18 protein-coding genes are annotated in these 16,135 nt (G+C 74.4%); 10 read left to right on the top strand and 8 right to left on the bottom strand.

The window, feature by feature from the left end:
• Positions 1 to 219: 219 nt before the first annotated feature.
• On the top strand, positions 220 to 1,431 hold the full coding sequence (locus ACH4OA_RS00270) for a serine hydrolase domain-containing protein (protein ID WP_397966842.1): 1,212 nt from the start codon (positions 220 to 222) through the stop codon (positions 1,429 to 1,431).
• A gap of 206 nt (positions 1,432 to 1,637) precedes the next feature.
• Positions 1,638 to 3,131 carry an alpha/beta fold hydrolase gene (locus tag ACH4OA_RS00265; protein ID WP_397966839.1) on the top strand — a complete coding sequence of 498 codons (1,494 nt, stop codon included), beginning with the start codon at positions 1,638 to 1,640 and terminating at the stop codon, positions 3,129 to 3,131.
• Here ACH4OA_RS00265 and ACH4OA_RS00260 read toward each other — a convergent pair.
• Entirely contained in the window at positions 3,106 to 4,389 is a 1,284-nt protein-coding gene (locus tag ACH4OA_RS00260) for an MFS transporter (RefSeq protein ID WP_397966836.1), read from the bottom strand. The two genes, ACH4OA_RS00265 and ACH4OA_RS00260, sit on opposite strands and share 26 nt — an antisense overlap.
• Positions 4,390 to 4,542: 153 nt before the next feature.
• Between ACH4OA_RS00260 and ACH4OA_RS00255 the strand changes: the two genes are divergently transcribed.
• From ACH4OA_RS00255 to ACH4OA_RS00225, 7 genes are all read left to right on the top strand, one after another.
• Positions 4,543 to 4,971: an ArsR/SmtB family transcription factor gene (locus tag ACH4OA_RS00255; RefSeq protein WP_397966833.1), complete on the top strand. Its 429-nt coding sequence runs from the start codon at positions 4,543 to 4,545 to the stop codon at positions 4,969 to 4,971.
• A gap of 370 nt (positions 4,972 to 5,341) precedes the next feature.
• Positions 5,342 to 5,464 (top strand): tryptorubin family RiPP precursor, encoded by a 123-nt coding sequence (locus tag ACH4OA_RS00250; protein WP_397966831.1) that lies wholly within the window; start codon positions 5,342 to 5,344, stop codon positions 5,462 to 5,464.
• 124 nt (positions 5,465 to 5,588) lie between these two features.
• Positions 5,589 to 6,635 carry a cytochrome P450 gene (locus ACH4OA_RS00245; protein ID WP_397934796.1) on the top strand — a complete coding sequence of 349 codons (1,047 nt, stop codon included), beginning with the start codon at positions 5,589 to 5,591 and terminating at the stop codon, positions 6,633 to 6,635.
• A gap of 96 nt (positions 6,636 to 6,731) precedes the next feature.
• Positions 6,732 to 7,292 carry a quercetin 2,3-dioxygenase gene (locus ACH4OA_RS00240; protein WP_365882926.1) on the top strand — a complete coding sequence of 187 codons (561 nt, stop codon included), beginning with the start codon at positions 6,732 to 6,734 and terminating at the stop codon, positions 7,290 to 7,292.
• A 22-nt stretch (positions 7,293 to 7,314) separates the two neighbouring features.
• A complete protein-coding gene (locus ACH4OA_RS00235) occupies positions 7,315 to 7,557 on the top strand; it encodes a hypothetical protein (protein ID WP_397966828.1) in 243 nt (80 codons plus the stop codon).
• Between the two features lie 66 nt (positions 7,558 to 7,623).
• Positions 7,624 to 8,619, top strand: a complete 996-nt coding sequence (locus tag ACH4OA_RS00230; protein ID WP_397934793.1) for an alpha/beta hydrolase fold domain-containing protein — start codon at positions 7,624 to 7,626, stop codon at positions 8,617 to 8,619.
• 40 nt (positions 8,620 to 8,659) lie between these two features.
• On the top strand, positions 8,660 to 9,103 hold the full coding sequence (locus ACH4OA_RS00225) for a MarR family winged helix-turn-helix transcriptional regulator (RefSeq protein WP_397934791.1): 444 nt from the start codon (positions 8,660 to 8,662) through the stop codon (positions 9,101 to 9,103).
• A gap of 6 nt (positions 9,104 to 9,109) precedes the next feature.
• Here the strand turns inward: ACH4OA_RS00225 and ACH4OA_RS00220 are convergent, their stop codons facing one another.
• The 7 genes from ACH4OA_RS00220 to ACH4OA_RS00190 all read right to left on the bottom strand — a co-directional run bounded on the left by ACH4OA_RS00220 (position 9,110) and on the right by ACH4OA_RS00190 (position 15,283).
• Positions 9,110 to 9,991, bottom strand: coding sequence for a DMT family transporter (locus ACH4OA_RS00220; protein ID WP_397934789.1), 882 nt, complete (start codon positions 9,989 to 9,991; stop codon positions 9,110 to 9,112).
• A 104-nt stretch (positions 9,992 to 10,095) separates the two neighbouring features.
• A complete protein-coding gene (locus tag ACH4OA_RS00215) occupies positions 10,096 to 10,377 on the bottom strand; it encodes a hypothetical protein (protein WP_365882801.1) in 282 nt (93 codons plus the stop codon).
• A 113-nt stretch (positions 10,378 to 10,490) separates the two neighbouring features.
• Positions 10,491 to 11,171 carry a maleylpyruvate isomerase N-terminal domain-containing protein gene (locus tag ACH4OA_RS00210; RefSeq protein WP_397966825.1) on the bottom strand — a complete coding sequence of 227 codons (681 nt, stop codon included), beginning with the start codon at positions 11,169 to 11,171 and terminating at the stop codon, positions 10,491 to 10,493.
• An 85-nt stretch (positions 11,172 to 11,256) separates the two neighbouring features.
• Positions 11,257 to 12,072: an ABC transporter permease gene (locus tag ACH4OA_RS00205; protein ID WP_397934785.1), complete on the bottom strand. Its 816-nt coding sequence runs from the start codon at positions 12,070 to 12,072 to the stop codon at positions 11,257 to 11,259.
• Positions 12,073 to 12,093: 21 nt separating this feature from the next.
• Positions 12,094 to 12,987: an ABC transporter permease gene (locus ACH4OA_RS00200; RefSeq protein ID WP_397934783.1), complete on the bottom strand. Its 894-nt coding sequence runs from the start codon at positions 12,985 to 12,987 to the stop codon at positions 12,094 to 12,096.
• Between the two features lie 3 nt (positions 12,988 to 12,990).
• A complete protein-coding gene (locus tag ACH4OA_RS00195; RefSeq protein WP_397966823.1) occupies positions 12,991 to 14,190 on the bottom strand; it encodes an ABC transporter substrate-binding protein in 1,200 nt (399 codons plus the stop codon).
• A 61-nt stretch (positions 14,191 to 14,251) separates the two neighbouring features.
• Positions 14,252 to 15,283, bottom strand: coding sequence for an ABC transporter ATP-binding protein (locus ACH4OA_RS00190; protein WP_397966822.1), 1,032 nt, complete (start codon positions 15,281 to 15,283; stop codon positions 14,252 to 14,254).
• 110 nt (positions 15,284 to 15,393) lie between these two features.
• Here ACH4OA_RS00190 and ACH4OA_RS00185 point away from each other — a divergent pair, with 110 nt between their 5' ends.
• Positions 15,394 to 16,134, top strand: coding sequence for a FadR/GntR family transcriptional regulator (locus ACH4OA_RS00185; RefSeq protein WP_397966820.1), 741 nt, complete (start codon positions 15,394 to 15,396; stop codon positions 16,132 to 16,134).
• The last annotated feature ends 1 nt before the right edge of the window (position 16,135 follow it).

Genomic DNA, 16,135 nt, shown 5'->3' with positions numbered 1-16,135 from the left:
GGCTCGCCGGGCTGTGCGGCACCGGTCCACCCGCCGGCTCACCGGGCTGCACGGGCACCCGCCCGCCCGCCGGATCGCACCGGATCACCGAGCGCACGCGCCGGCGGGCGGGCCGGCGCCGGGGGTTTTCCTCCCCTTGCGCACGGGGGCCGGTCCCCGTGCGGATGCGCCTGCCTGCCGGAGTGAGGACGCCCCGGGCGCTGCCTAGCGTGGAGCGCCATGGCGATCTTCTTACCGACCCCCGCGCGGCGCCGTCGTACCGGCCCCGTGGCCCTGACCCTGGCCCTGACCTGCCTGCTCACCGCGGCCCCGGCCGCCGTCGCGCAGCCGTCCCGCGACGCGCCCCGCACGTGCGCCCCGCACCCGCAGGTGACCCGGTCCGTGCGCCACCTGGTGGCGCACGACCACATCACCGGCGCCGCGGTCCTGGTCACCGGCCCCGACCCGGCCGCCCCGTGCGCCCGCTGGACGGCGACGGACGGCACGGCCGACCTGCGCACCGGCCGCCCCATGAACACCACCGACCGGCTGCGCGCCGGCAGCGTCACCAAGACCTTCACCGCCACCGTCGTCCTGCGCCTCGCCGCCGAGCGGCGGCTCTCCCTGGACGCGCCCGTCGAGCGCTACCTCCCGGGACTGATCCGCGCGGGCGGCTACGACGGCCGCCGGATCACCGTACGGCAGCTCCTGCGGCACACCAGCGGACTGCCCGACTACCTGGAGGCGCCCGAGTGGCAGCACCCCGAGCGGATGCGGTACCGCCACTTCACCCCGCGCCGGCTCATCGCCCGCGCCCTGCGACTGCCCCGCCCGGAGCACACCTGGCACTACGCGACCACCAACTACCTGATCGCGGGGCTGATCATCCGCGCGGTCACCGGCCACAGCCCGGAGACCGAGATCACCCGCCGCATCATCACGGCGCTCGGCCTGCGCGACACGTACTGGCCGGGTGACGAGCCCCGCATCAAGGGCCCGTACTCGCACAGCTACTTCACCTCGGCCGACGGCCACCGGGTGGACGGGACCGCCTGGAACACGACGTTCGGCGGCGTCGGCGGCGCCCTGGTGTCCAGCCCGGCCGACCTGACCCGGTTCGCCACCGCGCTGTTCACCGGTCGACTGCTGCCCACACGCCAACTCGCCGAGATGCGGCGGACGGTGGCCGCCGACCCCGACCGGCTCTGGCCCGGCGCCCGCTACGGGCTCGGCCTGATCTCCTCACCGTTGTCCTGCGGCGGCACCTGGTGGGGCCACGCCGGGACCGTGCCCGGCGGCCACCGGGCACTGGTCGCCCGTGGCCCCGGCGGGCGCACCGCCGCCGTCGCCCTGACCGAGGTGCCCGCCACGCTCGAGGCCGAAGAGGACTTCCTCGCCATCGTCGACACGGCCCTCTGTGAGGGCGCGTCCAACGGAAGGACACCCGCATGACCCGCGTCACCCGTCCAGGCGGCGGACCCCGCCCGCGGCGCCTCGACCCCCGGGCCGCGACCGCCCTCGCCCTGACCCTCGCCGGCACACTGTCCCTGGGCGCAACTACGGCCGCGTCAGCAGCGCCTGTCGCATCGGCCACCACGGCCGCGCCTGCCGAGTCGGCCACCGCCACTGCCGCCTCAGTCGCGTCCACCGCGTCCGCCATGCGGGCCGCCTCGGCCGCACAGACCGCACCCGCCGCGGACCGTCCGGCCGGCGATCCGCTCGCCCGCTACCACCACCAGCACCTCCACTGGAAGAGCTGCCTGCTCGGGCCCGACGACGCCACCGGCCGGGAACTGGAACAGGCCGGTGCCCAATGCGCCGACGTCACCGTCCCGTTGGACTACGACCGTCCGCACGGCCGCACCCTGACCGTCGCCGTCTCCCGGATCCGGGGCACCGACACCGCCCACCGCGTCGGCCCGCTGCTCCTCAACAGCGGCGGCCCCGGCGGCCAGACGCTCGGCGACCCGCCCTACGTGCACGACGCCCTGCGCGAAGTGGCCGCGCGCTACGACGTGATCGGCGTGGACCCCCGCTTCGTCGGCCGCAGCACCCCGCTGGACTGCCACTGGCCCACCGGCAGCATGGTCCGCGGCGCCGGCACCGGCCGCGCCGGCTTCGACCGGATGACCGGCTTCGCCGCGGACCTCGCCCGCCGCTGCCGTACCCACGCCGGCGACCTGGTGCCGTACGCCGGGACCCGCAACACCGCGCGTGACATGGACGTGATCCGCGCCGCGCTGGGCGAGCGCAGGATCTCCTACCTGGGCTATTCCTACGGCAGTTACCTGGGCCAGGTGTACGCGACGATGTTCCCCGGCCGCACCGACCGGGTCGTCCTGGACGGCGTGGTGGACCCCGCGACCTACGGCCCCCGGCTGCTGCGCGGCACCGAGGAGGCCAACGGGCACGCCCTGCGCGACTGGGCCGGCTGGGCCGCCGCGCACGACGCGGACTACGGGCTCGGCCGCACCGCGAGCGCCGTGCTGGACACCGTCGAGGCGGTCCGGGCGGCCGCCGCCCGCACCCCGCTGCGCCTCGGCGGCCACCGCGTGGACGGACACATCCTGCCGGTCGTCGTCTTCAACGGCCTCTCGCAGGACAATCCCACCGCCTACGGCCAGTTCGCCGAGGCCGTGAGGGACGTGCGGCAGGCCGCCGAGGGCCGGACGGTCTCGCCGTCCCCGTGGCTGGCCCAGACCCTGGACTTCCTGCTGACCGGGCACGACTCCGCCTACGGCAGCGCGCAGACGGCCACCCTGTGCGCGGACGGGTCCGCACCCCGCGACCCGGAGACGTACTGGCGCGACCTGCGCCGCGCCGGGACCGGGGACCGGCTGTTCACACCCGTCAGCCACAACATCAACCCCTGCGCGTTCTGGGCCCTGCCGCGCGAACGCCCCACCGCGGTCCGCGCCGACCTGCCCGCCCTGCTCGTCAACGCCACCGGCGACCCGCGCACCCTCTACCGGAACGCCGAGGCGGTGCGCCGCAACTGGCCCAGCTCCCGTCTGGTGACCCTGCGCGACGCCGACCAGCACGCGGTCTACGGCGTCTTCGGCAGCGCGTGCGTGGACGCCGCGGTCAACTCCTACTTCGCCACCGGGCACCTGCCGGCAGGCGACGTCACCTGCCCCCGGCCCGTCGCGTGAGATGAGGCCGGCCGGACCCGCCGTCGGCGCCGCCCGGCACCGGGCCGGACGCGCGGCGGCGGGTCCGGCCGAGGGCCGTGAGCACCACCAGGCACAGCACGGCGACGACACAGGCGAAGGACTGGACGGCGAGCAGCAGACCGGTCACCGAGGCGAGGAAGCCGACCCCGATGACGGGCAGCCCGACCCCCAGATAGATGATCACGTAGAAGGTGGAGAGCACATCGGCGCGGCGGCCGGCCGGCGCCGCCTGGTTGACCGCGCTGAGACCGCCGAGATACGCCAGCCCGTGGCCGGTCCCCGCGACCACGGTGGCGGCGAGCAGCAGCGGCAGCGAGGAGACTCCGCCCGCCAGGGCCAGCAGCGCCAGCCCGGCGGCCAGCAGCGGCAGACCGGCGCGTTCGAGGGTGCCGGACGGCCTGCCGTGGCCGGCGAGCTGGGCCAGCGCCGAGCAGCACAGCAGCAGCGCCACCGCCGTGCCGCCCAGCACCAGGTTGCCGCTGCCCGAGAGCGTGGCGGCATAGGCGGGGACCAGGGCGAGGAACAGGCCGGTCACGGCGAAGGCGAGGAAACCCGTCGTACCGCTGGTGGCGAACACCGCCCGCAGCTCACGCGGGACACCGGGGCGGCGCGGACGCCACCGGACGCCGGAGCGCCCGGCCGGCAGCGCCCGGATCGCGGCCGCCGCCGGCACCAGCAGCGCGATCTCCACGGCGAACGGCAGCACTCGGGGCGCGGGCGCGTACTGCGCGAGCAGGCCGGCCAGCACGGGGCCGAGCCCGAGGCCGCCGACGGAGGCCACCGTGGACACCAGCGCCGCCCGGCGTTGGTCGCCGCGTGGTTCCAGCTCCGTCAGCGCCGCCGTGAGCGGGCCCGAGGCCGCGCCCAGTGCGAGGCCCTGCAAGGCGCGGGCGGCGAACAGCCACGCGGTGTCCCGCGCGAGGGCGAAGACCAGGGCTCCCAGCGCGGCCACGGCCACCGCCGGCAGCAGCACGCGCCGGTGGCCGACCGCGTCCGCGAGGGGGCCCGCGACGAGCAGGGCCGGGATCAGTACGGCGACGTACACGGCGAAGACCAGCGTGACGACCAGGGGCGAGAAGCCGAACTGCGCCTGGTAGCCCCGGTACAGCGGGGTGGGCAGGTTGGTGCCGGTCAGCAGCACCAGCAGGGTGTAGGCCGTGGCCCGAAACCGCAGCCGGCGCCCCGGATCGAGCGGCCCTCGGGAGGGCGCGGCGGCGACAGGACGGTGGAGCGGCATGCGTGCCTCCCGGAGACAGGGTGCGGGTGCGTTCGGAGAGCCGTTCATGTTCAAGTTCGGCGAACATAGCAGATGTTCGGAGATACTGAACATGAATCCAGGGGGAGGGGAGGATGTTCATGACGGCCGAACATGCTTGGGTACCCTGGTGGCATGGCCAGCCGTACCGCGACCCCGCTCGTCCATCCCGACCGCGACCAGTTGCGCATCGACACCGTGCTCGCCGCCCTCGGCGATCCGGTCCGGCTGGCCATCGTCGCCCGGCTCGCCGGCGTCGGCCCGGACGGCGAACTGGCGTGCACGACGTTCGCGCTGCCGGTCAGCAAGTCCACGCAGAGCGGCCACTTCAAGGTGCTGCGCGAGGCCGGTGTCATCCGTCAGCGCGACGAGGGCACCCGCCGTCTGAACCGGCTGCGCCGCGACGACCTGGACATCCGCTTCCCGGGCCTGCTCGACCTCGTCGTCTCCGAGGCCGGCGAGCCGGCCACGGCCCGGACCGAAGACGGCCGCACGGATGGCGGCTGTGCAGGAGACGGCGGTACGGGCGGCAGCCGTACGGGAGACGGTCGTACGGAGAGCTGAAGCGACGCTTCCGGATCGCGCGGGCGTCGAGAGGCCGTCCGTGTGGCGGCTCCGGGCGTATGAGCGTACGTATTCGGCCAACTTCCCGTCCGCCGGGCCGGACCGCGGCGGGGTCGGCGCGTGTCCGCTCCCCGTGACCGGCTGTCCGGCATCCGGGCGTTCAGCACGGCCGTCGCCGAGGTGTCGACCTCGCTCGCGACGCGGCTCGCAGGCGTCGGCGTGGGGAGTCGGACCGGAGCGCCGTTGGCCGGCGAAAGTCTGAAAACGACTGGTCGGCGAGGTTTCGGGTGCCCTGGCGATTAAGTGGTCAACGATCTTGGGCAGATTCCGGAGGCCGTCGGCACGTGATCTTCACCGGTTCACTCCGGAGTTGCCGCGTGTCATCCTTCCGCCCCCGAGAGGAGGTGCCGCCATGAAGCTCCTTTTCGCCATCCGCAACCGGGTCGCCGCCACCAAGAGCCTGAAGGCCAACGCCTGGTACCTGTGGTACTGATCCCGCGCCGCGCGCACAGGCGCTGACACCGCTGTCCGGTCGTACCGCGCCGCGGTCCGGCCGGACAGCGGCGTCCTTCCCCCGCCCCGCCTCACCCCCGCCCCACCCCCGTATCGGAGGAGTCATGCCGTCGTCATCCGCCCCGCCGGCGCGCACCACGGTGTTCGCGCCGCGCCTCGCCGCCCTCATCGGCGAGCACCTGGGCCGGGACGTCTTCCGGCTGGAACCGGACACCATCGGCGTCGCGGGGCACGAGGTCGCCGACCGCATCCTGGCCGCCCGCCGGGCCACCGAGACCGAACGGCCCACCTTCAAGCCGCTGCACGGGCGTTCCATCAGCCGCGCCGAGGCGTCCGCCGTCACCCGCACCATCGGCAACGACGTCCGCGAGGCGCTGGCCCGGCCGCTGCCCCGGCACGTGGACCTGGCCGGCCCCTGGCCGCTGACCGGACACCTCTTCCTGCGCGACCTCATCCTCGGCCAGGACCCCCGCCGGCTGCGCATGCTGATGAGCCGCACCCTCGAACTGACCCCGAAGCTGACCTGGTCGGTGATCGGCGTCGGCGCCGCGCTGCCCGGCTGGCCCCGGCCGGACGCCCGGCTCACCGGCCTCGCCGACCGCGCGGCGCGGGCCCGGGGCTACCAGGAGCGGCGGTACGCCATGGGCGTCTACCGCCGGGCCGCGGCCCCCGTGTGCTTCACCGTCTCCACGCTCGTGGCCAACGCGCTCTGGCTCGGCGCCCCGTTCGACGAGGGCGCGTCCCACCGCAACATCATCCTGGAGTCGCTGCGGCTGCTGCCGCCCTCCTGGAACATCCTGCGCAACGCCTCTCCCGAATACCCGGTGGTCGACAGCCGGATCGGCGCCCGGGACGACGTCCTGCTGCTGCCGCTGCTGTCCCACCGCGACCCCGCGCTCTGGGGCGAACCGGACGCCTTCCGCCCGGAGCGCTGGGACACCCTCGACCCGGACGCCACCCCGGGCTACCTGCCCTTCGGGCACGCGTCGGAGCGCTGCTGGGGCCGGCACATGGTGATGCCGCTGGCCGAGCTGCTGCTGGACCTGATCCGCGGTTCCGGGCTGACGGTCGATCCCGGGCAGCGGGCCGGCAAGGTGCCGCTGCTCGGGCTGCTGGGCGTGGAGGAGGTACGGCTCGTCCGGCGGCGCTGACGGCACCGGACCGGAACCGGGGTCCTCCAGGCCGTTGGCCACGCGTGCTATGTCAGGTAACCTGACATTAGTCAGCGCACCAACCGGAGGCTCCGCATGACCATCGAATACGCCACCCGCTACCGGTCCCGCTCCTTCATCCCGCCGGAGCCGGGCAAGCCGTACTTCATCGAGAAGGGCCTGGGCGACCGGGCGCACCTCTTCGGTGACCTCGTCACGGTCTACGCGGGCGGCGAGCAGACCGAGAACACCTTCAACTTCTTCACCTGCGAGGGACCCAAGGGCGAGCTGATCCCCGCGCACTCCCACGCGGACACCTACGAGGTCTTCTACATCACGCAGGGAGCCGTACGGCTCTTCGTGGAGGACCTCGAAGGCGAGCAGTACGAGAAGCTGCTCACGCCCGGGGACTTCGGGTTCGTACCGAAGAACTGTCCGCACTCCTACCGCATGGAACGCCACCACTCGCAGGTCGTCGGCGTGGCCGCCGGGCCGGGCGGCACGTTCGAGCGGTTCTTCGAGTCCCTCGGCACACCGGCCGACGGCCTCGGCCTGCCGGCCCGGCCGTTCGTGCCCGAACCGGAGAAGTTCGGGACCGTGCCGCGGCAGTACGACGTCCGCTTCCTCCCCGACCACCAGTGGCGCACCGGGAGCTGACGGCCGTGCCGTACGTCTAGGCGTGGCCGACGGGGCCCTCCCGCGCCAGGCACCCGCTCCGCTCGGGCCGGCCGACCCGGACCGGCTGCTGTACGGCAGCGACTGCTGCCGGACCCCCGCCGAGGCCGCCCGGGCGCACACCGTGTCCTTCGACTCCGCGCCCGAGCCGCTGCCGGGCACCGCGCTCTTCGACTCCGCGCCCGAGCCGCTGCCGGGCACCGCGCTCTTCGACTCCGCGCCCGAGCCGCTGCGGGGCACCGACTGACGCTCACCGGCCACCGACAACGCCCGGACCCCGTTCCCGCTCCTCGCCCACCGAGAGAAACCCGCCATGCCGACCGAGAACCCGATCCCCCCGCACCCCGTGCCGGACCACAGCGTTCCCGGCACCGGCGCGTCCGCGTCCGCCGACGTGCCCGCGTCGCCCCTCGCACTCCCCGCGCCACCGGACCCGGCCCGGCTGCCGCTCCCGCCGCCGGCCCGGCCCGCGCCCGGCGTACGGCTGCTGCGCGCCGCCGTGTACGCCGTACCCGACGGCAGCCGGCCGCTGGAGACCGACGTATGGCTGCCCGAGCCGGCGGCCGGCCCGCTCCCGGTCGTCGTCTTCGTGCACGGCGGCGGCTGGCGCACCGGACGGCGCGACGACCCGGGCCCGCGGCTGCGGCACTGGACGCCCGGCCCGTTCGCCCGGCTGGTCCGGGCCGGTGTGGCCGTGGTCTGCCCCGACTACCGGCTCAGCGGCGAGGCCCGCTTCCCGGCCCAGCTCGACGACCTGCGGACGCTGCTGGTCTGGCTGCGCGACCGGGCCGGCGCGCTCGGCGTGGACCCGGACCGCGTGGTGCTCTGGGGCGAGTCCGCGGGCGGTCATCTCGCCGCGCTGACCGCGCTCACCGCCGCGCCCGGCCCCGGCGGACCGGCGGCGACCGTGCGCGGCTGCGTCACCTGGTACGCGCCGACCGACCTGACCCGCCTCGCCGAGGACCACCCGCCGGGCCGCTTCGACCCGCACGACCCGGCCACCCGCGAGGCGCTGCTGCTCGGCGCCGCCCCGGCCGCCGCGCCCGGCCCGGCCCGTGCCGCGAGCCCCGCGCTGCGGGTGACGCCCGGGGCGCCGCCGTTCCTGCTGCTGCACGGCACCGGCGACGAGTTCGTGCCCTGCGCGCAGAGCGACCGGCTCGCGACGGCGCTGCGGGCCGCGGACGTACCGGTCGAGCAGGTGAAGGTGCCCGGCGGCAACCACCTGTGGGTGGGGCTCACGGAGGAGGAGGTCGAGCGCTGCTTCACGCGGACCGCCGAGTTCGTCGTACGGCACTGCGCCGGGGGATAATCCGCCGGGTACCGCCGGGTGCCCGAACCTCCGAGGAGCCATGAGCCATCGCGCCGCCCATCTGCCCCAGCTTCTGTCCGAGGCCCGCCGCTGGTTCGAGGACGCCCTGTTCGCCAGCATGGAGGCGGCGGGCGAGCAGCCGGTGACGACGGCGCAGGCGTCCGTCTTCGCGATGCTCGACTCCGACGGCACCACCGTCTCCGAGCTGGCCCGGCGGATCGGCGTCACCCGGCAGACGGCCCACCAGGCGGTGCACGGCCTGATCGGCATGGGACTCCTGGAGCAGGAACCCGATCCCGGTTCGGCGCGCCGGCGGCTGATCCGGATGACCGCCGAGGGCCTGCGCGTGCACGAGCGCGCGCAGGCCACCATCGGGGTGATCGAATCGGTGCTGGTGGAGCGCGTCGGCCCGGACGCCGTCCGCGCCCTGCGCACCGCACTCGTCGCCGACTGGGGCGTGCCCCCGCTGGTCACCGCTCCCTGAGCGGCCTCACGAGACCGCGTCCCGTTGCGGCGCGGGCGCCGGGAGCACGACGATGCGCTGCACGGCCCGGCTGAGCACCAGCACCCCCACGACGATCAGCAGGGCCCCGCACGCCTCGGGCACGAGCCACCAGCCGGTGCGGACGCGTTCGCCGAAGAGGGTGATGCCGAGGGCCAGGCTCACCACCGCGTCCCCGATGGTCAGCGCGGGCTGCGCCGCGGCCAGCGGACCGGCCTGCAACGCGTTCTCCAGCAGCAGTACGGCGGCGACACCGGCGAGCGCGAAGCCGTACGTCTGCCAGGACCGCAGGAACGCCGGCAGGCCGTGGTCGGCGAAGGTGCCGCTGGCCGACTTCAGCAGGGCCGCGGTCAGGGCGTTGCCGGTCGCGGAGGCGGCGGCCAGCAAGGCCGCGCGCCGGGCCGGCGGGCGGCCCCGGCCGGCCAGCAGCACCGCGGCGCCCATCACGGCGACACCCAGGACCAGCGCCGGGATCCACCGGGCGAGCGGCGCCTGGTCGGCCGCGCCGCGCGGGGCCGCCGCCACCAGCAGGACGGCGAGGCCCGTCACACAGCCGCCGACGCCCCACCAGCCCGAGCGCGGCAGCCGCCGGCGCATCAGCACGCCGCCGACCAGCAACGCGAAGGGCAGTTCCAGGATGAACAGCGGCTGGACCAGCGCGAGTGGACCGTTGACCAGGGCCAGACTCTGGAACAGCGCGGCGCAGATCACGCCGGCCATGCCGATGACCCAGTACGGCCGGCGCACCAGCTCCGCGAGGAGCCGCAGTCCGCCGCGGCTGCTGGCCGAGGCCGCCTTGCGCTGGAACGCGGTGCCCACGGCGTTGCTCGCCGCTCCCGCGACGCCGAACACCGCGGCGAGTTCGATCACGACCGCCTCCTGCCCGTGACAGACCTCCCGGCCCGAGGACCGGACTCCTTCAGCCTACGGAAGGCCGCCCGGCCGCGCGCACGCCGAGGACGGGCCCCGCCCGCTCAGCTGGCGCGGGTGCCGCCGCCGCGCCGGATACGGCCCAGCAGGTCCCGGTGGTACGCCGCGAGCCGGCCGGCCGGCACCGGGGCCGGGCTCCCGGAGAGGGTGTACCAGGTGTCGTCGCCGTAGTGCTGCACGGCGACGCGCACGCTGTGGCCGTCCGGCAGGAGGAGGGTCGCCACGGTGAGGTCACCGGTCAGGACGCCGGCTTCGTCGGTCATCGCGCCGCCGGGCCCGGCCGTGACCCGGTCGACGTAGCTGTTGACGCTGGGAGGCATGTTCATGGCCGCAGGCTTCCATCCTCCCGGCCGGGCCGCCCCGCACCGCGCGGACACCGTGTCCGCGTGTCGCCGGGTCGGACGTGCGGCCGGCGGGCCGCCGGCCCTCCGGGGACGGCTCACCCGAACAGCGGGAACCGGTCCGCCACCGGGCCCAGCGCGGCACGCTCGGCGTCGGTCAGTGCGGTCCGGCCGGTGCCCACGCGCGCGTAGTGGGCGTCGCTCCACTCCGGCAGGGCGGGGCCGCCGAGCAGCCCGTCCAGGGTGGCGCGCACCGCGGCCAGCCCTTCGGGTGAGGGGCCCGGGGCCAGCGGGAGGGCCACCGTCAGGTCGAGATGGTGGACCGTCGCCTCCACCGCGAGCGTGGTGATCAGGTCGCCGGCCGTCAGCACATGCCCCTGCGTGGCCACCCGGCGTCCGGGATCGGCCTGCTCCGCCGCGTGCACGGCCGCCGCCAGCGTCTCCAGGTACGCCTCCTTCAGCTGCCCGAAGTCGAGGAACATGCTGCCGTTGACCCGCGCGTAGCGCCGGCCGTGCGCCGCCCCGGTGGTGTCCGGGCGCCAGTCCCGCCAGTACGTCACCGCGTCCCGGTCGGCGGGCTCCTCCGTGAGGGTGTGCAGGGCCACCAGGGCACGCCGGGCGTCGGCCAGGCAGTGGAAGACGAGGTCGCGCACCGCCCAGCCCGTGCAGCCGGTCGGCTGCCACGACTCCTCGTCGCCGAGGCCGGCGACCACCGCCGAGGCGGCCTCGTAGGAGGCGCGCAGGGTCCGTGCCCGGCCCGTCGTGTCCCCACCCGTCATGCCGCAGCCCCTTCCCTCCGTACCGGCACGATCATCGTAGGCGGCCGGAGCGGGCGGACCCCGGCGGCTGCCCGCGAACCGGCGCCTACACGCGGCTCGACGTGGCCGTGTCCGCGGACAGCCGCTGGGCGGCGTAGACCGGGAGCACCGACAGCAGGACGAGGACCGCGGCCACGACGTTCACCACCGGTGCCTGCCGTGGCCGGGCCAGATTGTCGTAGATCCACAGCGGGAGGGTCTGGACGCCGGGACCGGAGGTGAAGGTGGTGACCACGATCTCGTCGAAGGACAGCGCGAAGGCGAGCAGGGCGCCCGCCAGCAGCGCGGAGCGCACCAGCGGGAAGGTGACGTCCGCGAACGCCCGGAAGGTGGTCGCGCCGAGGTCCATGGCCGCCTCCTCGTACGAACCGGCCGTACGGCGCAGCCGGGCCACCACGTTGTTGAAGACCACCACGACACAGAACGTGGCGTGCCCGACGATCACCGTGAACAGCCCGAGGCCCACCCCGAGCGGCTCCAGCACGGTGCCGAAGGCCGAGTTCAGCGCGATGCCCGTGACGATGCCGGGCAGCGCGATCGGCAGCACCACCAGGAAGGACACCGTGTCCCGGCCGAAGAAGCGGTGCCGGGCCACCGCGAACGCCAGGAGGGTGCCGAGCATCAACGCGAGGGCGGTGGCCCCGAGCCCGGCCTTCACCGAGACCCACAGCGCCTGGCGGACACCGGGGTTGTGCGCCGCCACCGACCACCACCGCGCGGTCAGCCCCGGCGGCGGCCAGCCCGCGCTGCGGTCGGGGTTCAGGGAGTTGAGCAGGACCAGCAGCAGCGGGGCGTAGATCACCGCGAAACCGAGCCCGGCGCCGGTCCGCAGGGCGATGCGCGCGGCGCGGCCGAGACGCATGGTGCTCCTTCCTCCGGGTTCCTACAGGGTGTCGAGGGCGCCCGTACGGCGGACCGCCAGCAGGTACAGGACGATCACGGCCACGGGCACGGTGCCGAGCGCGGCGGCCATGGGCAGGTCGAGGTCGATGTTCGCGTACACGAGGTTGCCTACGAGCTGGGTCTTGCCGCCCACGATCTGCACGGTGATGTAGTCGCCGAGGCTCAGCGAGAAGGTGAAGACGGAACCGGCGGCGACGGACGGCAGCACCAGGGGCAGCACGACCGAGCGGAAGGTGCGGCCCGGCCGGGCCCCGAGGTCGGCGGAGGCGTCGAGCAGCCCGGCCGGCACCTGTTCGAGCGCGGTGTGCACCGGCAGGATCATGTACGGCAGCCACAGGTACGTCAGCGTGAGCACCGTGGCGGGCAGGCCGTAGCCGGGGCCGTGCAGTCCGAACGGGGCCAGCAGCCAGTCGGCGAGCCCGCCCCGGGACAGGATCAGCCGCCAGGCGTACACCTTGACCAGGTAACTCGCCCACAGCGGGGTGAGGATCGCCGCCACCAGCAGCGGACGCCGGCGCGGCGGGGCGAGGCGGGCGGTGTAGAACGCGACCGGGAAGGCGAGCACCGCGCACAGCACGGTCACCGCGAGGGCCACCACGACGCTGCGCAGGACGACCTGCCGGAAGACCGGTGTCGTCAGCAGCGCGTGGAAGTTGTCCGCCGACCAGACCTTCACCACCTGGGAGGTGAAGGAGTCCGTCGTCCAGAAGGCGGAGACGAACAGGACCGCCAGCGAGCCGAGGTAGAGGACGGTGAGCCAGAGCAGCGGGGCGGTGAGCAGGAGCGTCAGCCGCAGCCGGGGCCCGCGGTGCAGGAGCGAGGCGAGCCGCCGGACGGTGCCCCGGCCGGCGGCGGCCGGCACGTCGGTCGGCACGACTCAGCCCTTGATCCCGGTCCAGGCCCGGACCCACTCGGCGTACGGCACGCACGTCACGTCCCTGCGGCCGTCCAGGCACTGCTCGATGGGCGTGTTCCAGAAGGCGATCCTCTTCCAGTAGCCCTCGTCGGCCGCGTGGTAGGCCGCGCAGAAGTTCTTGTCCTCGGTCTCCGCGCAGGCCCGGGAGTTGGCCGGTGCCTCGCCGAAGTACTCGGCGACCTGGGCGTTGACCTTGGGCGAGACGATCCAGTCCAGCCATTTGTAGGCGCAGTTGGGGTGCTTGGCCTTGCTGGAGACCATCCAGGTGTCCGACCAGCCGGTCGAACCCTCCTTGGGCACCAGCGTCTTCACCTTCGCGCCCTCGTCGGCGGCGAGTTGGGCGATCACCTGCCAGGTCGTGCCGAGCACCGAGTCGCCGCTCTTGAAGGCCGAGACCTCCTTCAGGTAGTCGCTCCAGTACTCGCCGATGTTCGCGTTCTGCCGCTTCAGCAGCGCCACGGCCGCGTCGAACTGCTTCCGGTCGAGCGCGTACGGGTTCTCGATCCTCAACTCCGGCCTGGCGGACTTGAGATACAGGGCCGCGTCGGCGATGTAGATCGGCGAGTCGTAGGCGGTGACGTGCCCCTTGTACCGGGCGGCGCCGTCGAAGACGGCCGACCAGGAGGTGGGCGCGGGCCGCACCTTCTCGGTGTCGTACATCAGCAGATTGGCGCCCCGGCCGTGCGGGATGCCGTACATCCGGCCCTCGGCGGAGTTCCAGGGGCCGTTCTTCAGCCCGCTGAAGACGTCCTTGTAGTTCGGGACCAGGCCGGTGTTGACGGGGGCCGCGTCACCGGAGGCGATCAGGCGCAGCGAGGCGTCCCCGGAGGCGGAGACGGCGTCGTACGCGCCGGTCTTCATCAGCTTGACCATCTCGTCCGAGCTGGCGGCGACCTTGGCGCGGACCTGGCACCCGGTCCGCTTCTCGAAACCGCTGACCCAGTCGGCGTGGGGGTCGTCGGAGCCGTCCTCGACATAGCCGGCCCACGCGATCAGGTTGACCTGGCCCTCGGTCCGGCCCAGTGCCGCCGGTGCCTTCAGGTCCGGCGGGTGGAGGCCGGTGGCGGAGGGACCGCCGGACCCGGAGGAGTCGCAGGCGGCGGCGAGCAGCAGCGCGGCGGCACCGAGGGCCGCGGCGCGTGCGGTACGGGTGAGGCGCACGGCGTTCCTCCAAGGGGAGAGGACGGGTAAGGGACCAAGGGCAGAGGACGGGATCAGGAAGTCAGGAAGGGAGCCGGACGGTGTGCCGGCGGTGCCACGCCAGGCGGACCCGGGTGCCCCGGTAGGCGGCGGCGTCCGCCGAGGAGGTCTCCAGGTTCTGCTGGAGCGCGGTCAGCCGGCCGCCGCCGTCCAGGTCGACCACGAAGCGGGTGGCGTCCCCGAGGTAGACGACCTCGGCCACGGTGCCGGTGGCGGTGGCGTGGTCCGGCTCGTCCGGCGCGGCAAACTCCTTCAGGAGGCGGATCTTCTCCGGGCGGATGCTGTAGGTGCCCGGAGCGCCGGCGATCCGGTGGGCCGTCTCGCCGTCGAGCAGGTTCGAGACGCCGACGAAAGAGGCGACGAACGCGGTCGCCGGGCGCTCGTAGATCTCCGCGGGCGTGCCGGTCTGGGCGATGCGGCCCTGGTCGACGACGGCGATCCGGTCGCTCATGGTCAGGGCCTCCTCCTGGTCGTGGGTGACGAGGACGAAGGTGATGCCCACCTCCCGCTGGAGCGCCTTGAGTTCGCCCTGCATCTGCTCGCGCAGTTTCAGGTCGAGCGCGCCGAGCGGTTCGTCCAGCAGCAGCACGCGGGGCCGGCCGACGAGCGCCCGGGCCAGTGCGACGCGCTGGCGCTGACCGCCGGACAGCTCGCGGGGACGCCGCTGCCCGTAGCCTTCGAGGCGGACCTCGGCGAGCGCCTTGCGGGCGCGGACCAGCCGTTCGGCCTTCGGCACCTTGCGGACCCGCAGCCCGTAGGCGACGTTCTGCTCGACCGTCATGTGCGGGAAGAGCGCGTAGTCCTGGAAGACGGTGTGCACGTCCCGTTCGAACGGCGCCAGACCGGTGACCTCCTGTCCCGCGAGTTCGATCCGGCCGTGGTCGGGCGTCTCGAACCCGGCGATCAGCCGCAGCAGGGTCGTCTTCCCGGAGCCGGACGGGCCGAGCATCGAGAAGAACTCGCCGTCCCGTATCTCCAGGTCGACGCCGGCCACGGCGGCCGTCGCGCCGAACGCCTTCCGCAGGCCCTGCAGCCGGATCGCCATTCCCTCCATACGGGAACCTTTCTGGCGCGCTGAACGTTGACCGCAAACATATGAAGTCATAGGTCATAGCTCAAGAGGGCCTTAGGGTAAAGGTTGTGTCAACGCGCGAGGTGGTGACCGTGAGGCAGGACGAGACAGAGGGCGGCGCCCGCCGGGCCGTCTTCAGCCCGGTGGACAGCCGGGCCCGCGTGGACGCGGTCGTCCACCGCATCGGCGACGCCATAGAACTGGGCCTCCTCGCCGACGGCGAGCAGTTGCCCGGCGAGAGCGAACTCGCCGGACGGCTCGGCGTCTCCACGGTCACCCTGCGCGAGGCGCTCATGGCGCTGCGGCAGCAGGGCCTGGTCACCACCCGGCGGGGCCGGGGCGGCGGCAGCTTCGTCTCGCTGCCCGAGGTCCCCGCCGACGACCGGCTCCGGGACCGGCTGCGCGGCTGGAGCACCGAGGAACTGCGCGACCTCGGCGACCACTGGGCCGCGCTGTCCGGCGCCGCCGCCCGGCTCGCCGCCGGGCGCACCGAACCCGCCGACCTCCGGCCGCTGCGCCGTACGGCGCGGGAGCTGGCCCGGGCCGGGGACGCGGCGGCGCGCGGCCGGCTGTACGGCCGCTTCCACGTCGAACTCGCCGCCGCCGCCCAGTCCGCCCGGCTCACCCGCGCACAGGTCGCCCTCCAGAGCGAGGTGGGCGCGCTGCCCTGTCTCGTCCTCGCCGAGGACGCCTGTCGTGAAGAAGTTGCGGACCGGCACCGCCGCCTCGTCGCCGCGGTGCAGGATGGGGCCGACCACACGGCCGGCACGCTGGCCGAGCGGTGCGTCAGGGAGACGACGGCGCGGCTCGTCGCCGTACGCCTCACGCTCTGAC

This window comes from Streptomyces sp. NPDC017095, from assembly GCF_044332325.1.
Lineage (GTDB): Bacteria > Actinomycetota > Actinomycetes > Streptomycetales > Streptomycetaceae > Streptomyces.
The sequence above is the reverse complement of the archived record's forward strand: the minus strand, read 5'-3'. Positions and strand labels throughout refer to the sequence as shown.

Excerpts from the sequence above, each read along its gene's own strand:
- ACH4OA_RS00270 (WP_397966842.1), top strand. The coding sequence starts at position 220 with ATGGCGATCTTCTTACCGACCCCCGCGCGGCGCCGTCGTACCGGCCCC.
- ACH4OA_RS00265 (WP_397966839.1), top strand. The coding sequence starts at position 1,638 with ATGCGGGCCGCCTCGGCCGCACAGACCGCACCCGCCGCGGACCGTCCG.
- ACH4OA_RS00260 (WP_397966836.1), bottom strand. The coding sequence starts at position 4,389 with ATGCCGCTCCACCGTCCTGTCGCCGCCGCGCCCTCCCGAGGGCCGCTC.
- ACH4OA_RS00255 (WP_397966833.1), top strand. The coding sequence starts at position 4,543 with ATGGCCAGCCGTACCGCGACCCCGCTCGTCCATCCCGACCGCGACCAG.
- ACH4OA_RS00245 (WP_397934796.1), top strand. The coding sequence starts at position 5,589 with ATGCCGTCGTCATCCGCCCCGCCGGCGCGCACCACGGTGTTCGCGCCG.
- ACH4OA_RS00240 (WP_365882926.1), top strand. The coding sequence starts at position 6,732 with ATGACCATCGAATACGCCACCCGCTACCGGTCCCGCTCCTTCATCCCG.
- ACH4OA_RS00230 (WP_397934793.1), top strand. The coding sequence starts at position 7,624 with ATGCCGACCGAGAACCCGATCCCCCCGCACCCCGTGCCGGACCACAGC.
- ACH4OA_RS00225 (WP_397934791.1), top strand. The coding sequence starts at position 8,660 with ATGAGCCATCGCGCCGCCCATCTGCCCCAGCTTCTGTCCGAGGCCCGC.
- ACH4OA_RS00215 (WP_365882801.1), bottom strand. The coding sequence starts at position 10,377 with ATGAACATGCCTCCCAGCGTCAACAGCTACGTCGACCGGGTCACGGCC.
- ACH4OA_RS00210 (WP_397966825.1), bottom strand. The coding sequence starts at position 11,171 with ATGACGGGTGGGGACACGACGGGCCGGGCACGGACCCTGCGCGCCTCC.
- ACH4OA_RS00205 (WP_397934785.1), bottom strand. The coding sequence starts at position 12,072 with ATGCGTCTCGGCCGCGCCGCGCGCATCGCCCTGCGGACCGGCGCCGGG.
- ACH4OA_RS00190 (WP_397966822.1), bottom strand. The coding sequence starts at position 15,283 with ATGGAGGGAATGGCGATCCGGCTGCAGGGCCTGCGGAAGGCGTTCGGC.